Origin of the sequence: Serratia proteamaculans (assembly GCF_946227095.1) — a bacterium.
GTDB lineage: Bacteria > Pseudomonadota > Gammaproteobacteria > Enterobacterales > Enterobacteriaceae > Serratia > Serratia proteamaculans_E.
The window spans coordinates 305,883-320,846 of the sequence record NZ_CAMISV010000006.1 but is presented as its reverse complement, the minus strand read 5'-3'; the positions used below and the strand labels follow the sequence as shown (position 1 = coordinate 320,846).

Genomic DNA, 14,964 nt, shown 5'->3' with positions numbered 1-14,964 from the left:
CCCCTGAAGGAACGTTTAAGACTAAGACGTTGATAGGCTGGGTGTGTAAGTGCAGCGATGCATTGAGCTAACCAGTACTAATGATCCGTGAGACTTAACCTTACAACACCAAAAGTGTTTTGATTTGAGAGTCGATTTTCAGCGAATGTTCCGAGATTGGTTCTGATGGCTACGATGTAGCGGTTGGAATGAAACAGAATTTGCCTGGCGGCCATAGCACGGTGGTCCCACCTGATCCCATGCCGAACTCAGAAGTGAAACGCCGTAGCGCCGATGGTAGTGTGGGGTCTCCCCATGCGAGAGTAGGACACTGCCAGGCATCAATTAAACGTTATCGGTTTGACACCCGGTAATGAGCAGGATCGCCCAGAGCGATTTTGCCACATCGAAAGATGTAACGTGAAAGAACCGGTGGAGCGGTAGTTCAGTTGGTTAGAATACCTGCCTGTCACGCAGGGGGTCGCGGGTTCGAGCCCCGTCCGTTCCGCCACTTATTTGATAAGCCCTGAGTCTCTGACTCAGGGCTTTTTCATATGTAAAATTCAGAAAAATTGCCTATTTTAGCGTGGTTTATGCGGTAAAAATCTGTTTTGATAAATAATTATCTGAATTGAATGCCAATATAAAGAATAAAATACCCGGCAGTAGGATCCCCACCGGGTAATCTATTTTCTCGTCGTTATTTAATATTCTGACGGGCGAGTTCCAACTGAATGTCCTTATCCAGATTAGCCACCCAACGATTATAGTTTGGGTGAATCTTTCCGTCTTTTGCATCCATATTACCGCTGCCAACATAGTTAATCTGATAACTATTCGTATTGTAAGTGATGCGGATGTCGGCACTGTGACCGCGTAGCAAAATTTTGCCATCGATCACGCCGTCAGCGCTCGGGTTCATAATCCAACCACGGTTCAAGCCTGCAGAGAGAATGGCCTGACGCACCTGTGCGTCACTGTGGCTACCAGCAACCTGTTGGCTGACGTTTCTTACCGGGGCTGTGCCTGCGCAACCGCTGACCAGAACCGCGGCGAATACGCCAGTTAAAATGAGTTTTAATGGTTTCATACTCTTTTCCATGAGTGATGGTGAATAAGAAATGTATTAGCCACGCACCGGGTGTAATGCATGACTCTCCCTCATTAAGATACCCCGATGGGGCATTTTCGACAAATATTGCTGATTTTCATTAGGATAATTCCCTTTTTTCTCAACTCTCATCAGGTTATGTCGATAAGTAAACCTAATCGTTTAATTGAATATTCCGTGTAAAAATAGGAATTTTGGGAATGCATTCTGAGGTTAGATATAATAAATTTACCCACGGAATTTTTCTGACCGGTAATACCCTTATGGCGGGCGACATGAATATACTCAGTTGGTGGGCGATGGCTCCCGATCGTGGAACGCGTGATGCATGGCGCCAATGGGCTACGGATGACTCTCTTGCCGCTGAATATCAGGGCGTATTACCCGGCTGTTCTCATATTCCCATGATGTCACTGCGTCGGATGAGTATCGGAACCCGTTTGGCGGTAGAAAGCGGACTGATCTTGTTGAATGACTACCAGGCGGATATGGCGATCTTTACCAGTCGTCATGGCGAACTGGAGCGGACGCACAAAATTCTTCGGCATCTGCATCAGGAACAACCCTTATCGCCAACGGATTTTGCCATGTCGGTACACAACACGGCGGCGGGCTGGTTGACTATTACGGCGAAGAATACTTTGCCGACCACTTCATTGGCTGCTGGGGCAGACAGCTTTCAGCAGGGGATGATTGAGGCCCAGGCGCTATTGGCCACGGGCAGTGCGGAGCGGGTGTTGTTAATCGATTTCGACGGTATTGTGCCGGAGGTTTATCGACCTTTCGCGCCGGAAAGTTCGGTACCCTATGCTGTCGCCCTGTTGCTCGAAAGCGGTGGCACTCTGCATTGTCAGGTAACAACCGCCGAACAGGCTAACTGCCATGAGCCGCAAGGTCTGGCATTTTTGCGGGGATGGCTGAGTGCTGATGATGAATTCACGGTACCGGGCCCACGGCACGACTGGTCGTGGAAACGCTGATGGCTACGACGATCCCTGCGGAAAGTGCTCCCGAAAAATCCTCCTGGTTTAATCGCTGTTGGCGGGTGGTGGCGACGGGTTTTTGCTTTTCACTGTTTGGCTTGGGTGGCCTGTTACTGTCTGGCGTCTGGTTTAATCTGATGCGTCTGGTGGTTTGTGATCCAGAGCGCCGCAGTTGGTTGACACAGAACTCGATCCGTCACAGTTTCCGTTTCTTCCTGGCCACGACACGCTTTTTCGGCGTGTTGGATTACCATTTCGACAACGTAGAGCGCTTCAGTGAAGATCGTGGTTGCCTGGTGATCGCCAACCATCCCAGCCTGCTGGATTATGTGTTGTTGGCTTCACAGATGCCGCGCTGTGACTGTATCGTCAAAGAGGCCTTGCTGAGTAATGTGTTTGTCAGCGGGGTGATCAAAGCGGCAGGGTACTTGGCCAATGTGCAGTCGGATATCCTGTTGGAACAGTGTCGCCAACGTCTGGCCAGCGGAGGGACCATCCTGATCTTCCCGGAAGGCACTCGGACTACGCCGGGCAAGGCGCTGACATTGCAACGGGGGGCCGCCAATATTGCGCTACGAGGACAGTGTGACATCCGCGTGGTGCATATTCATTGCCAGCCCCCCATGCTGACGAAGCAGGGCAAATGGTATAAGATCCCGGCGATAAAGCCGCAGTTCCATATCACCGTTCAGGATAAGATCGACGCCCGCGCATTCATTCATGCAAATGACGTTTCTCCCGCCCTTGCGGCAAGAAGATTAACCCAGCATTTAACTGACGCCTTACAGTCAGAACCTATAAATAATGAGAAATAGTGGAATGAATTTATTGAGCACCGAAATCAAGCAATTGATCATTGATATGCTCAATCTTGAAGGTATGACACCGGAGGAGATTGACGCTGAGGCACCGCTGTTTGGTGATGGACTGGGTCTGGATTCCATTGATGCATTGGAATTGGGCCTGGCATTAAAGAACCGTTATGGCGTGGTGCTGTCGGCTGAAAGCCAGGATATGCGCCAACACTTTTATTCCGTGGAAACGCTGGCGAAGTTTGTTTCTGCACAGCGTAGCAAATAAGGGGTTTTCATGGATAAGCAAGAAATTTACCTGCAAATTCAGGCGTTGCTGGTCAAGCTGTTCGAGCTGGACGCGGATGACATTAAGCCAGAGTCGCGTTTGTACGAAGAGCTGGAGCTGGACAGCATTGATGCGGTGGATCTGGTCGTGCATTTGCAGAAAACAACCGGCAAGAAGATCAAACCGGAAATGTTCAAGTCGGTGCGCACCGTGCAAGACGTGGTTGATGCCATCGATGAGCTGCTTAAGTCAGACAGTTAAGGCCGCAGTATAAAGGTGAACACTGCCCCCTGGCTGAATCCGATGTTGCGGCTGTTGCAGGTCGTGACCTGGCTGGTGCTGCTGCTTTACCCACTGGCGGTTTGGGTTGGCTTGACTCGCTGGGGAACCACCGTCCTGGCGCCGCTGCTGGTGACGGTGTTTACCTTACGCCTGCTGGTGCTGCGCGGCAAACTTCGTCAGCAAATGTGGTTAGGCAAAGCCCTGGCTATTGTCGGCATCTTGCTGGCGCTGGCCAGTTGGGCGCTGAAACAGAGCCATTGGCTGCTGTATTACCCGGTATGGGTCAACGCATTACTGCTGTCGCTGTTTGCATACTCGCTGTTTTCGCCACCCACGGTGGTTGAGCGATTGGCGCGTATAACCGAGCCGCAGCTGGATGCCGCTGGTGTGGTTTACACTCGCCGGGTGACTCAGGTTTGGTGTGGGTTCTTTATTGTTAACTGCGCGATAGCGCTGGCAACCTGCCTGTCCGGTGATATTGCACTCTGGACGCTGTATAACGGCGGCATCAGCTATTTGCTGATGGGGGCATTAATGGGTATTGAATGGACAGTCAGGAAAAGGATCAGGCGCGCCTGAGTTTGCCGATGAGCCAATGGCTCAACGCGGAGCGTGATGATGGTCTGCTTATTGCCTGGCGTGGCGCTCAGGCATTCTATCTCGGTCAATTTCGCCGTGACGTTGCCGCATTGGCTGCAGAGCTGGTGGGCAGGGAAGAGCGTCGTTGGGCGCTGTGTTTTGATGATAGCTATCGCTTTGCCGTTGCGTTGTTGGCATCTTTGTATGCTGCCAGGGTGCCGGTGATTTTTGGCCACCAGCGCGAAGCCATCCTCAAAGAGCAGCGGGCAGATTACGATGCGTTGCTGACCGATATGCCTCTCGATCCCGGCGTGCCGGTTTTGTCGGTATCCGAGGGGGCCAATGCGGATAGCGTACTGCCCGCCTGGCCTCAGGATCCTCGCTTTATTCTTTACACTTCCGGCTCTACCGGCCAGCCGCAGGCGGTGAATAAATCCGTTGCCTGTATGGACCATGAAAGCGAACTGCTGGCTGCAGCCTGGCACGAGCCCTTGCAAGGTTGCTGCATTATCGCGTCGGTGTCTCACCAGCATATGTATGGCCTGAGTTTTCGCCTGTTCCTGCCACTGGCTTTTGGCCTGCCGTTTGATGCGCAATTAACGCAGTATCATGAACAGTTGATTGCCCGACACCAGGGCCGGCGTCTGGTGTTTGTCAGCAGCCCTGCGTGGCTTAAGCGCCTGGATAGCCGCCTGGCGCTGACCGAATGCGTTGAGGTATTTTCCGCCGGTGGCCCGCTATCTGGTGCTGAAGCCCAACTGTCGCAGCAGATGTTGGGCGGATTGCCGTTGGAAATATACGGCACGACGGAAACCGGCTCGCTGGCTTGGCGCAAGCAAGTTCGAGAGGCCGCACTGTGGCAGCTATTTGATGGCGTGACGCTAACAGTTAATTCAGACAGCTGCGTCAAGGTTGTGTCGCCACTGATCCCTGATAGCGGCGAACTGGTGTTGAGCGATATTATTCAGCTCGCACCGGATGGCCGACAATTTCAATTAAACGGCCGCGCCGACCGTATTATCAAACTGGAAGAGAAACGCCTGTCGCTAAGCGAAATTGAGCGCCGACTGACTTCGCTGCCGGAGATCGCCAATGCTGCGGTGTTAACGCAGCAGCAAACAGGACGCACGGTATTGGTAGCGGTGATCGTGTTGTCATCCTATGGCGAAACCTGTCGACAAACCCTGTCCGAAGGGGAGTTAACCCGCAAACTGCATCAGGCGCTGCGGGGCTGGCTGGAGCCGGTGGCTCTGCCGCGCCGCTGGCGTATTATCGATGCCATTCCGCTGAATCCGCAGGGCAAGCGCGCCTATGCCGAACTACAGGAGCTGTTTTTATGATGCAACCTGAGGTGCTGCAACAGCAGGTGAGCGACGCTACCCATGCCAGCCTGCAGCTGCGTTTACCTGCCGGGCTGTTTTGGTTTCGCGGCCATTTCCCGGAACATCCGATCCTGCCGGGGGTCACGCAGTTGAACTGGGTGATGCAGTATGCGCGGCAATTGCTGGCTATCGAGGCCGGGTTCAAAGGGATCGAAGTGGTCAAATTTCAACAACCCCTGTTGCCGGAGCAAACCGTACTGTTGCAGCTTGAATGGCAGCCGGTGCGGCATAAACTGTTATTCAGCTACCGCGTGGGTGAAACGATCGCCAGCAGCGGTAAGATCTCATTATGTCAGTGAGCGCCCCCTTCACCCCCTGTCTCGTTATCCCCTGTTTCAATCACGGGCAGATGATGGCCGCGGTGCTGAGCTCGTTAGCCGGCTATGGCCTGCCATGTCTGATCGTGGACGATGGCAGCGATATCGACACCGCCGGGGAACTGCAACACCTGGCTGCGGAGCTGCCGTGGGTCAGGTTGCTGCGATTGGAGAAAAACCAGGGGAAAGGGGCGGCGGTGATCGCCGGTCTGCAGTTGGCACAACGGCAGGGTTACAGCCACGCTGTACAGGTGGATGCCGACGGCCAGCATCAACTGAGTGATATCCCGGCCATGATCGACGAGGCGCGCGCTCATCCGGATTGCCTGATTTCCGGCCGCCCCATTTACGACAGCTCGGTGCCAAAAGCTCGCCTGTATGGTCGCTATGTCACCCATGTCTGGGTATGGATAGAAACCCTGTCGCTGTCGTTGAAAGACAGCATGTGCGGTTTCCGCGTTTATCCGGTGGGACCGACGCTGGCGTTAACCAAGCGCCATCCGCTCGGCAAGCGTATGGATTTCGATACCGAAGTGATGGTTCGACTGTATTGGCAGGGGATCCCCAGCCGCTTTTTGCCGACGCGCGTCACCTATCCGGCCGACGGCGTTTCTCATTTTGACGCGCTGCGCGATAATCTGCGTATCTCCTGGATGCATACCCGTTTGTTCTTTGGCATGTTGCTGCGTATTCCTCGTTTGCTGCGGCAACGCCAACGGTCGGCTAATCCACAACATTGGTCGACGACCCAGGAGCGCCATGGCCTGTGGGGCATCCGGCTGATGCTACAGATCTACCGGCTGTTTGGTCACCGGGCATTTCAAGTATTGCTGTATCCGGTGATCGGTTATTTCTGGCTGACCGGGCGTCGCCAGCGTGAGGCATCGCGCGATTACCTACAGCGTCTGCGGCAGTTCGCCCAGAGTCGGCAGCAGCCGTTGCCTGCACCGCTCAGCAGCTTCCATCACTTTATGCGTTTTGGCGATGCGATGCTCGACAAGCTGGCGAGTTGGCGCGGGGAGCTGAATGACATTCGGCTGGTGGATCGCGCCGGCTGTGAACGTCAGATAGCTTCCGGCAAAGGTACGCTGATCCTGGCTTCACACCTGGGGGATATCGAGTCCTGCCGTGCCCTGGGTGAGCTGGATTCGGGCGTAAAGGTGAATGCCCTGGTGTTTACCGAGCACGCCGAGCGCTTCAACCAGGTGATGAAAGAAGTGAACCCGCGCGCCAATCTGAATTTGATCTCAGTGACGTCGCTGGGGCCGGAAACGGCCATGCGGCTGCAGGACAAGCTGGATGCCGGTGAATGGGTGGCGATCGTCGGCGATCGCACCTCTGCCGGTAAACATCAGCGAGGTGAGCAACCCCGCGTAGTATGGAGCCGCTTTCTCGGCCAACCGGCCCCTTTCCCGCAGGGACCCTTTGTGCTGGCTGCCGCACTGCGTTGCCCGGTATTTCTGATGTTCGGTCTCAAGCAGCAGGGGCGCCTGAACGTTTATTTCGAGCCGTTTGCCGATCCGCTGTTATTACCCCGTCAGCAGCGCCAGCAGGCGTTGCAAGATGCGGTGGATAGTTATGCCGCACGGCTGGAGCACTATTGCCTGCTGGCACCGCTCGACTGGTTTAATTTTTTCGATTTCTGGCAGTTGGCGGCGCAGCCGTCAGCGCAACAGGGGCCTGAGACATGAAGCTAAAAGACGATCCGCGATTCTCCGTCAGTATTGAAATCGCTATTCCTTTCCATGATACCGATGCCATGGGCGTCGTGTGGCACGGCAACTATTTCCGTTATTTTGAGATCGCGCGCGAAGCGTTGCTCAAACAGTTCAGTTACGGTTATCGGCAGATGCAGGCTTCAGGCTATGTCTGGCCGATCGTGGATACGCGAGTGAAATACATCGCGCCGGTGCTGTTTGAACAGCGCATTATCGTTTGCGCCGAGCTGGAAGAATATGAAAACCGCCTGCGTATTGGCTACCGAATTCTGGATGCGGAGAGCGGCAAAACCACCACCCGCGGTCATACCATTCAGGTTGCGGTAGACGCTGACAGCAAAGAAATGTGCTTTGCCTCACCGCAGGTGCTGCTGGACAACATTGAGGGGGCGCAATGAAGTACGGGTTATGGGTTCTTATCGCCTTTTTCAGCCTGAGCGTCCAGGCGGTCACGTTGCCGGAATTGCAACAGCGCTTTAGCCAACAGCCGGTGTTGCGCGCCGAGTTCGAACAGCAGCGCAGCATCAGCGGCATGATGAAACCTTTGAAATCCAGCGGTGAACTGCTGATTTCTCAGCAAAAAGGGCTTTGGTGGGCGCAACAGAAACCTTTCCCGTTGAACCTGCTGCTGGATGATAAGCGCATGGTGCAAATCCTGGCAGGCCAGCCGCCGCAGGTGGTAACGGCGGACAACAATCCGCAAATGTTTCAGTTCAACCACCTGCTGACCGCGCTGTTTCACGCCGACAGCCAGGCGCTGGACCAAAACTTTGCTTTGCAGTTCAGTGATTTGGGGAGTAACCAATGGCGACTGGTGCTGACACCCAAAACCACCCCTCTCGACAAGTTGTTCAAGCGAATTACCCTCAACGGTGCGCAATTCCTGGAAACCATTGATATCGATGATATGCAAAGTGATGCCACCCATATCCGCTTCTTTAACCAGCGTACGGCACCACAGACGCTGACCGCCGAGGAGCAACAGCGTTTTGCGTCCTGAATTGCACCGGCGGTTGGCGTTTGGCTGGCTGGCGATTTGCCTGCTGCTGCTGGCGGCTTTGTGCTGGCTGTTGCCGCGCAGCCAGATCAACAGCAGCGTATTGGCGTTATTACCGAAGCAGCAACTGGTGGGCGTACCGGATGAGTTGGCCGAGGGTTTCAGCCGCCGACTCGACCGCCAACTGATGTGGCTGGTCAGCCCGCCGCCAGGAGCTGACAGCGCTGCGGTGGACTGGTGGTGGCAGCAATTACGCCAGATGCCGGAACTGCAGCAGGTTGGCGGGCCAATGGATGCGCAACGTCAGCAGCAGTGGGGCCGTTTTTTCTACCAGCATCGTAATGTGTTGCTGGACGATGCCACCCGGCAACGGTTGTTGCAGGGGGCGGATGCGCAAAGCCAGTGGATCCTCGGGCAACTCTATTCTGCTTTCGCCGGTGTCAGTGGCAAGGAGCTGGCTAACGATCCGCTGATGTTGGTGCGAGCCTCGCAGCTGGCACAGCAACAAAACGGTGGCTTGCTGAGCCTGTCCAATGGCTGGCTGGTGGCGCGTGATGCACAGGGCCGCAGTTGGTATCTGCTGCACGCCGAGTTAAGCGCCTCTTCTTATGACATCAGCAGTGCCCGGCGCACGGTGGACAAACTTACGGTATTGCAGCAACAACTGCAGCAGCGCTGGCCGGGCGCAGAGGTGCTGAACCGCGGTACGCTGTATTACAGCAATTACGCCAGCCAACAGGCCGAGCGGGATATTTCCACTATTGGCCTGGCGTCGGTGGTGGGGGTATTTGTATTGGTGCTGTTGATGTTCCGTTCACCGCTGCCGCTGCTATTGTGCGGGTTATCGGTGGGGATGGGCGCCTTGGCGGGCACCGTCGCCACGCTGTTGGCCTTTGGTGAAATACATTTGATGACGCTGGTGTTGAGCATCAGCATCGTCGGCATTTCGGCCGATTACACGCTCTATTTCCTGACCGAACGTATGGTGCATGGCGAGCAATCGACGCCGTTGGCCAGTTTACAAAAGCTGTTGCCGGCGTTGTCGATGGCCTTGCTGACCACCGTGGTGGCTTACCTGGCGCTGTTGATTGCGCCGTTCCCGGGTTTGCAGCAGTTGGCGGTGTTTGCCGCTGCCGGGCTCAGCGCCGCCTGCCTTACCGTGATTTGCTGGTATCCCCGATTGTCGCGTCGGCTGCCGGTGCGGCCGGCTCCAGGTTTGCCGCTTATCCTGGGCTGGCTGCATGCCTGGCGACATCGTCCCTTACTGCGCTATGGGTTGCCCGCAGCGGTCTTGTTGCTGGTGGTGGCCGGTTTCAGCCAGTTGAAGGTCGACGACGACATTGGCCAATTGCAGGCGTTACCCACGGCGTTACAGCAACAGGAACAACGCATCGCGGCATTGACGGGTCAGCATAACGATCAGAAATGGCTGGTGGTCTACGGCGAAAATGCCGAACAGTTGTTGCAGCGCATCGAGCTGCTGCAGCCCAAACTGGCGCAGGCAAAACGGCAGGGCGTGCTGGCGGATTATCGTCTGTTACCTCTGCCTTCACTCCAGCGCCAGCAGCAGAACGTCGCTCTGTTGCAGCGGGTGGCACCACAGGTGATGACGCAATTACAGCAGGCGGACCTGACCCTGAAATCCCCTGACTTGACCGCTGAATGGGTGAAACCGGATCAGTGGTTGGGCAGCGTGGTCAGCGAGGGTTGGCGACTGCTGTGGCTGACGCTTCCCGATGGGCGCAGCGCGGCGCTGGTACCGGTCAACGGTGTACAGAACAGCGCGGCGATGCAGGCATTGGCTGAACAGGTGCCGGGTACCGGTTGGATCGACCGGAAAACCGAATTCAGTGAACTCTTTGGCCAGTACCGGCTGTATCTTTCCTATCTGCTGATGCTGTCAGTGGCGGCGATCGCGCTGATTTACCTGTGGCGTTTTGGTCTGCGTCATGGCCTGCGCTGCATGGTGCCGACGCTGTTGTCACTGGGCAGCGGTATTGCGGTCTTGGCGTTGAGCGGCCATACGCTGAACCTGTTCTCGCTGCTGGCGTTGGTGCTGGTATTGGGGATCGGCATTAATTATACGCTGTTCTTTACCAATCCCCGGGGGACGCCGACCACCTCGATGTTCGCCATCTTTATGGCGGTATTCACCACCCAATTGACCTTTGGCATGCTGGTGCTGAGCCATACTCAGGCCATCAGCAGTTTTGGCATTGTATTGAGCAGCGGCATCGCCGTCGCCTTTCTGTTAGCGCCGCTGACGTTAGCAACAAAAAGAAAAAGAGGAAAAGCCTGATGCGTGGCTTACGAATGATGCTGTTAACGCTGGTCGCGGTGCTGGCCGGTTGTGCCGGTTCGCAGGATCCAACCCTGCCGCAGGCGTGGCTGAAACCCGGCACTCGGGTGACATTACCCGCACCGACGCTAGCTCAGCCGTTCAGTCAGCAACAACTGCTGACAGCCGAAGTGAAAGGGCAGCAGCATTCGATGCTGGTATTGCTCAATGCCGACGGCCAGCGCTTGCAATTGGTCGGCATGTCGCCGCTCGGGATCCGGTTGTTCAACCTGACCTACGATCGTCAGGGGATCCACACCGAACAGTTGATTAAAGTGGGCGAATTGCCGCCCGCCAGCCAGGTGTTGGCTGACATCATGCTGAGCTATTGGCCGTTGGCGGACTGGCAACCTTTGCTGCCTGCCGGGTGGCGGCTGGAAGATCAACCACAGGTGCGGCGTCTGTATGACGATCGTGGGACGATCATCAGTGAAATCCGTTACCAGCAGGGGGACGGGCGGCGTGAACCGCAGTCTATCGCCCAATCCGCTTTCCATTACCGCATCACCATTCAGAACCTGGGGAGCGAATAATGATCTATTTCTCCGCCGTAGGGATGGTGAATGCGTTGGGTAACAGTTTGCCGCAGATAGCGGAAAATCTGGCGCGTGGCGTGTCGCCCGGCATGCAGCAGCAGACGCAGTGGCTGCTCGGGGGCGCGCCATCCTGGTTCGGAAATGTACAGGGCGAACTGCCTGCCATTCCCGAGTCCCTCAAAAAGCATAACTCTCGCAACAACCGCCTGCTGCTGGCAGCATTGGCGCAGATCGACACGCCAGTGTGCGAGGCTATTGCCCGCTACGGCGCGGATCGTGTCGCAGTGATTATGGGCACCAGTACCTCCGGTATCCACGAAGGTGAGTTGGCGCTGCAACAGTATCAGGCGGGGCAGTGGCCGCAGGGTTATGATTATCAGCAGCAGGAGTTGGGCGATCCTGGCCTGTTTCTCAGCGCTTTTCTTGCTACCCGTGGCCCGGCTTATACCCTGTCTACCGCCTGTTCCTCCAGTGCGCGTGCCATTATCAGCGGCAAACGCCTGATTGAAGCCGGGCTGGTGGATGCGGCGATTGTTGGCGGTGCCGACAGCCTGTGCCAAATGCCGATTAACGGTTTCCACAGCCTGGAGTCACTGTCAGCGGAACGCTGTACGCCGTTCGCCACTGGGCGTAGTGGCATTAATATCGGCGAGGCGGCAGCGTTGATGTTGTTAACGCGGGAACCTGCACCGGTCGCACTGTTGGGCGTCGGTGAATCTTCCGATGCCTGGCATATGTCGGCACCGCATCCCGCCGGTGAAGGAGCCGAACGGGCCATCCGCATGGCGCTGCGGCAAGCCGGTCTGAACGCCGGGCAAATTGGTTATATTAACCTGCACGGCACCGCCACACGGCTTAACGACCAAGTTGAAGCGCAGGTGGTCAATCGCCTGTTTGGTAGCCAGACGCCGTGCAGTTCTACCAAGCATCTTACCGGCCACACGTTGGGCGCTGCCGGTGCGGTCGAAGCGGCGTTGAGCTGGCTATTGCTGACCCAGCCGTTGCCACTGCCGCAGCAAGATTTCAGTCGCGTGCCGCGTGATGCCGAATTGGCACCAATAGGCCTGGTTTGCCAGCAACAACCGCTGCGTCAACGTGCGATTCTGTCCAATTCGTTTGCCTTCGGCGGTAACAATGCTTGTCTGCTGTTGGGAGAAGCCTGATGAATCACTATCACGCTGCCGAATACTATTTGCCTCATGCATCACCAATGGTGCTGCTGGAACAGGTGCTTGAGGTAGGTGAAGAGCATGCCCGCTGTGCCGTTACGGTCAGCGCCGACGGCGTGCTGGCGCCGTTTCTTGACGCGCAAGGCGCGCTGCCGGGCTGGTATGGCATTGAGCTGATGGCGCAGGCGATTGGCGTCTGGAGTGGCTGGCATGGCCGCCAGAGCGCTCAGCCGCCGCAGTTGGGCATGTTGCTGGGCGGGCGGGCGATTCACTGCGAGTTACCGGTTTTTCCTGCCGGCAGCAAACTGTTGGTTAGCGTGCAGCAACTGTTAAAAGACGAAAAGTTAGCCAGTTTTGAGTGTGAAATCAGTATCGATAATGTGCGCATCGCACAGGGCAGGCTGAATACTTACCAGCCTGATCAACAAGAAATCATTCAATTGACGACCTTAAGGGGAGACGCATGATGCGTTCCGTTTTAGTCACCGGCGCCAGTAAAGGGATCGGTCAGGCCATTGCTTGCCGCCTGGCTGCCGATGGCTTTTTGATGGTAGTTCACTACCACAGCGATAAGACCGGGGCAGAACAGACACTGCAGCAAATTACCAACGCCGGTGGGCAAGGGCGGTTGATTCAGTTTGATATCAGCAACCGCAGCCAGTGCCGTGAGGTGCTGGAGCAGGATATTGAAACTTACGGCGCCTATTATGGCGTGGTGAACAATGCGGGCATTACCCGCGATGGCGCTTTCCCTGCGCTGAGTGAGGACGACTGGGATGGCGTGATCCATACCAATCTCGACAGCTTCTACAACGTACTGCACCCCTGCGTGATGCCGATGATTGGCTTGCGCAAGGGCGGGCGGATTATCGCGCTGTCGTCGGTTTCCGGCGTGATGGGTAACCGTGGGCAGGTCAACTACAGTGCGGCGAAGGCCGGGGTGATCGGTGCCTGCAAGGCGCTGGCAATCGAGCTGGCGAAACGCAAAATCACCGTTAACTGCATCGCGCCTGGCCTGATTGATACCGGCATGATTGACATGGAGCCGGCGGCGCTGGATGAAGCGATGCGTGTTATCCCGCTTAAACGCATGGGCTCGGCGGAAGAGGTGGCCGGGCTGGCCAGCTATCTGATGTCGGATATTGCCGGCTATGTGACGCGGCAGGTCATTTCCATTAATGGAGGAATGGTATGACACAACGAGTGGTAGTTACCGGCATGGCCGGTGTGACGGCGTTCGGCAATAACTGGGCGGATGTCTCCAGCCGGTTGAAGCAGGGCCAGAATGCAGTGCGTTACATGACGCAATGGGAAGAATATCAGGGGCTGAATACCCACCTTGGCGCACCGGTCGAGGATTTTGTATTGCCGGAGCACTATACCCGCAAGCGTATTCGTTCGATGGGCCGGGTTTCACTGTTGGCCACGCGGGCAACCGAACTGGCACTTGAGCAGGCTGGGCTGCTGGGTGAGGCGGTACTGACCAACGGTGAGACCGGTATCGCTTACGGCTCATCGACCGGCAGCACCAAGCCGGTCAGCGAGTTCGCCACCATGCTAACCGAGAAGCACACCGGCAATATTACCGGTACCACCTATGTGCAGATGATGCCCCACACCGCGGCGGTGAATACCGGCCTGTTCTTTGGCCTGCGCGGCCGGGTGATCCCGACCTCCAGCGCCTGCACCTCAGGCAGTCAGGCCATTGGCTACGCCTACGAGAGCATTCACCATGGGTATCAGACGGTGATGGTGGCTGGCGGAGCCGAAGAGCTGTGTCCTTCGGAGGCGGCGGTGTTCGACACGCTGTTCGCCACCAGCCAGCAGAACGATCACCCGGCGCTTTCGCCACGCCCGTTTGACCGTCAACGTGACGGGTTGGTAATTGGTGAAGGGGCGGGGACGCTGATTTTGGAGTCACTGGATCATGCGCTGGCGCGCGGTGCTACCATTTACGGCGAGATTGTCGGCTTTGCCACCAACTGCGATGCCGCGCATATTACCCAACCGCAGCAGGAAACCATGCAGATCTGCATGCAGCAGGCACTGAAGGCCTCCGGGCTGGCGATCGGTGATATTGGTTATATTAGCGCTCACGGCACGGCGACCGATCGTGGTGATATCGCAGAAAGTCAGGCAACGGCGGCGATTTTTGGCAATAGCACGCCGATCTCCTCGTTGAAAAGCTACTTTGGTCATACGCTGGGTGCCTGTGGCGCGCTGGAAGCCTGGATGGCGCTGGAGATGATGCGTGAAGGCAGCTTTGCGCCGACCATCAACCTCAGCGAGCCGGACAGCGCTTGTGGCGATCTGGATTACATCATGGGCGGCTATCGCCAGATTGATACCGAGTTTGTGCAGTCGAACAACTTCGCGTTTGGTGGTATCAATACCTCGCTGATCCTGCGCCGCTGGGCGTAATCTTGCCTTGCCGGGGTGCTTACCCCGGCAATTGTTGTATTTTAATCAAAAGTCTTATGCACAATAGGGCGT

17 protein-coding genes, 1 tRNA gene and 2 rRNA genes are annotated in these 14,964 nt (G+C 56.2%); 19 read left to right on the top strand and 1 reads right to left on the bottom strand.

Annotated features, from left to right (window positions below):
• The 3 genes from OC597_RS14985 to OC597_RS14975 all read left to right on the top strand — a co-directional run.
• Window positions 1–102: ribosomal RNA gene (locus OC597_RS14985) — 23S ribosomal RNA — on the top strand; the annotation flags it as partial.
• 101 nt (window positions 103–203) lie between these two features.
• Window positions 204–319, top strand: a 5S ribosomal RNA gene (gene rrf / locus OC597_RS14980).
• Between the two features lie 94 nt (window positions 320–413).
• Window positions 414–490, top strand: a tRNA-Asp gene (locus OC597_RS14975).
• 189 nt (window positions 491–679) lie between these two features.
• On the opposite strand, the gene OC597_RS14970 is transcribed toward OC597_RS14975, so the two are convergent.
• On the bottom strand, window positions 680–1,069 hold the full coding sequence (locus tag OC597_RS14970; RefSeq protein ID WP_053324295.1) for a hypothetical protein: 390 nt from the start codon (window positions 1,067–1,069) through the stop codon (window positions 680–682).
• Between the two features lie 284 nt (window positions 1,070–1,353).
• Here OC597_RS14970 and OC597_RS14965 point away from each other — a divergent pair, with 284 nt between their 5' ends.
• Genes OC597_RS14965 through OC597_RS14890 form a run of 16 tightly spaced genes read left to right on the top strand, consistent with a single transcriptional unit; the run spans window position 1,354 to window position 14,892 of the window.
• A complete protein-coding gene (locus tag OC597_RS14965; protein ID WP_262209316.1) occupies window positions 1,354–2,070 on the top strand; it encodes a beta-ketoacyl synthase chain length factor in 717 nt (238 codons plus the stop codon).
• Window positions 2,070–2,888 carry a lysophospholipid acyltransferase family protein gene (locus tag OC597_RS14960; RefSeq protein WP_262209315.1) on the top strand — a complete coding sequence of 273 codons (819 nt, stop codon included), beginning with the start codon at window positions 2,070–2,072 and terminating at the stop codon, window positions 2,886–2,888. Before OC597_RS14965 ends, OC597_RS14960 begins: the two co-directional genes overlap by 1 nt.
• A gap of 4 nt (window positions 2,889–2,892) precedes the next feature.
• Entirely contained in the window at window positions 2,893–3,153 is a 261-nt protein-coding gene (locus OC597_RS14955) for a phosphopantetheine-binding protein (protein WP_262209314.1), read from the top strand.
• Between the two features lie 9 nt (window positions 3,154–3,162).
• Window positions 3,163–3,414, top strand: a complete 252-nt coding sequence (locus OC597_RS14950; RefSeq protein WP_012005336.1) for an acyl carrier protein — start codon at window positions 3,163–3,165, stop codon at window positions 3,412–3,414.
• Window positions 3,415–3,456: 42 nt separating this feature from the next.
• Complete coding sequence (locus OC597_RS14945; RefSeq protein ID WP_262209327.1) at window positions 3,457–4,014, top strand: COG4648 family protein; 558 nt, start codon at window positions 3,457–3,459, stop codon at window positions 4,012–4,014.
• Window positions 3,981–5,354, top strand: coding sequence for an AMP-binding protein (locus tag OC597_RS14940; RefSeq protein WP_262209312.1), 1,374 nt, complete (start codon window positions 3,981–3,983; stop codon window positions 5,352–5,354). Before OC597_RS14945 ends, OC597_RS14940 begins: the two co-directional genes overlap by 34 nt.
• Window positions 5,351–5,695: a 3-hydroxyacyl-ACP dehydratase FabZ family protein gene (locus tag OC597_RS14935; protein ID WP_261251465.1), complete on the top strand. Its 345-nt coding sequence runs from the start codon at window positions 5,351–5,353 to the stop codon at window positions 5,693–5,695. Before OC597_RS14940 ends, OC597_RS14935 begins: the two co-directional genes overlap by 4 nt.
• On the top strand, window positions 5,686–7,404 hold the full coding sequence (locus tag OC597_RS14930; protein ID WP_262209309.1) for a glycosyltransferase family 2 protein: 1,719 nt from the start codon (window positions 5,686–5,688) through the stop codon (window positions 7,402–7,404). The genes OC597_RS14935 and OC597_RS14930 overlap by 10 nt, the downstream gene beginning before the upstream one ends.
• Window positions 7,401–7,829: an acyl-CoA thioesterase gene (locus OC597_RS14925; protein ID WP_099064977.1), complete on the top strand. Its 429-nt coding sequence runs from the start codon at window positions 7,401–7,403 to the stop codon at window positions 7,827–7,829. The genes OC597_RS14930 and OC597_RS14925 overlap by 4 nt, the downstream gene beginning before the upstream one ends.
• A complete protein-coding gene (locus OC597_RS14920) occupies window positions 7,826–8,431 on the top strand; it encodes a LolA family protein (RefSeq protein WP_262209307.1) in 606 nt (201 codons plus the stop codon). Before OC597_RS14925 ends, OC597_RS14920 begins: the two co-directional genes overlap by 4 nt.
• A complete protein-coding gene (locus OC597_RS14915) occupies window positions 8,421–10,727 on the top strand; it encodes an MMPL family transporter (protein WP_262209305.1) in 2,307 nt (768 codons plus the stop codon). Before OC597_RS14920 ends, OC597_RS14915 begins: the two co-directional genes overlap by 11 nt.
• Window positions 10,727–11,299 (top strand): DUF3261 domain-containing protein, encoded by a 573-nt coding sequence (locus OC597_RS14910; protein ID WP_219015449.1) that lies wholly within the window; start codon window positions 10,727–10,729, stop codon window positions 11,297–11,299. Before OC597_RS14915 ends, OC597_RS14910 begins: the two co-directional genes overlap by 1 nt.
• Entirely contained in the window at window positions 11,299–12,465 is a 1,167-nt protein-coding gene (locus OC597_RS14905) for a beta-ketoacyl-[acyl-carrier-protein] synthase family protein (protein WP_262209303.1), read from the top strand. The genes OC597_RS14910 and OC597_RS14905 overlap by 1 nt, the downstream gene beginning before the upstream one ends.
• Window positions 12,465–12,938 carry a hotdog family protein gene (locus OC597_RS14900; RefSeq protein ID WP_261251479.1) on the top strand — a complete coding sequence of 158 codons (474 nt, stop codon included), beginning with the start codon at window positions 12,465–12,467 and terminating at the stop codon, window positions 12,936–12,938. The genes OC597_RS14905 and OC597_RS14900 overlap by 1 nt, the downstream gene beginning before the upstream one ends.
• On the top strand, window positions 12,935–13,666 hold the full coding sequence (locus OC597_RS14895) for a 3-ketoacyl-ACP reductase FabG2 (protein ID WP_261283674.1): 732 nt from the start codon (window positions 12,935–12,937) through the stop codon (window positions 13,664–13,666). The genes OC597_RS14900 and OC597_RS14895 overlap by 4 nt, the downstream gene beginning before the upstream one ends.
• Window positions 13,663–14,892 (top strand): beta-ketoacyl-ACP synthase, encoded by a 1,230-nt coding sequence (locus OC597_RS14890; protein WP_262209302.1) that lies wholly within the window; start codon window positions 13,663–13,665, stop codon window positions 14,890–14,892. Before OC597_RS14895 ends, OC597_RS14890 begins: the two co-directional genes overlap by 4 nt.
• Window positions 14,893–14,964 lie beyond the last annotated feature (72 nt).

Excerpts from the sequence above, each read along its gene's own strand:
- OC597_RS14900 (WP_261251479.1), top strand. The coding sequence starts at position 12,465 with ATGAATCACTATCACGCTGCCGAATACTATTTGCCTCATGCATCACCA.
- OC597_RS14920 (WP_262209307.1), top strand. The coding sequence starts at position 7,826 with ATGAAGTACGGGTTATGGGTTCTTATCGCCTTTTTCAGCCTGAGCGTC.
- OC597_RS14960 (WP_262209315.1), top strand. The coding sequence starts at position 2,070 with ATGGCTACGACGATCCCTGCGGAAAGTGCTCCCGAAAAATCCTCCTGG.
- OC597_RS14890 (WP_262209302.1), top strand. The coding sequence starts at position 13,663 with ATGACACAACGAGTGGTAGTTACCGGCATGGCCGGTGTGACGGCGTTC.
- OC597_RS14965 (WP_262209316.1), top strand. The coding sequence starts at position 1,354 with ATGGCGGGCGACATGAATATACTCAGTTGGTGGGCGATGGCTCCCGAT.
- OC597_RS14925 (WP_099064977.1), top strand. The coding sequence starts at position 7,401 with ATGAAGCTAAAAGACGATCCGCGATTCTCCGTCAGTATTGAAATCGCT.
- OC597_RS14945 (WP_262209327.1), top strand. The coding sequence starts at position 3,457 with ATGTTGCGGCTGTTGCAGGTCGTGACCTGGCTGGTGCTGCTGCTTTAC.
- OC597_RS14935 (WP_261251465.1), top strand. The coding sequence starts at position 5,351 with ATGATGCAACCTGAGGTGCTGCAACAGCAGGTGAGCGACGCTACCCAT.
- OC597_RS14930 (WP_262209309.1), top strand. The coding sequence starts at position 5,686 with ATGTCAGTGAGCGCCCCCTTCACCCCCTGTCTCGTTATCCCCTGTTTC.
- OC597_RS14970 (WP_053324295.1), bottom strand. The coding sequence starts at position 1,069 with ATGAAACCATTAAAACTCATTTTAACTGGCGTATTCGCCGCGGTTCTG.
- OC597_RS14895 (WP_261283674.1), top strand. The coding sequence starts at position 12,935 with ATGATGCGTTCCGTTTTAGTCACCGGCGCCAGTAAAGGGATCGGTCAG.
- OC597_RS14940 (WP_262209312.1), top strand. The coding sequence starts at position 3,981 with ATGGACAGTCAGGAAAAGGATCAGGCGCGCCTGAGTTTGCCGATGAGC.
- OC597_RS14905 (WP_262209303.1), top strand. The coding sequence starts at position 11,299 with ATGATCTATTTCTCCGCCGTAGGGATGGTGAATGCGTTGGGTAACAGT.
- OC597_RS14950 (WP_012005336.1), top strand. The coding sequence starts at position 3,163 with ATGGATAAGCAAGAAATTTACCTGCAAATTCAGGCGTTGCTGGTCAAG.
- OC597_RS14910 (WP_219015449.1), top strand. The coding sequence starts at position 10,727 with ATGCGTGGCTTACGAATGATGCTGTTAACGCTGGTCGCGGTGCTGGCC.
- OC597_RS14955 (WP_262209314.1), top strand. The coding sequence starts at position 2,893 with ATGAATTTATTGAGCACCGAAATCAAGCAATTGATCATTGATATGCTC.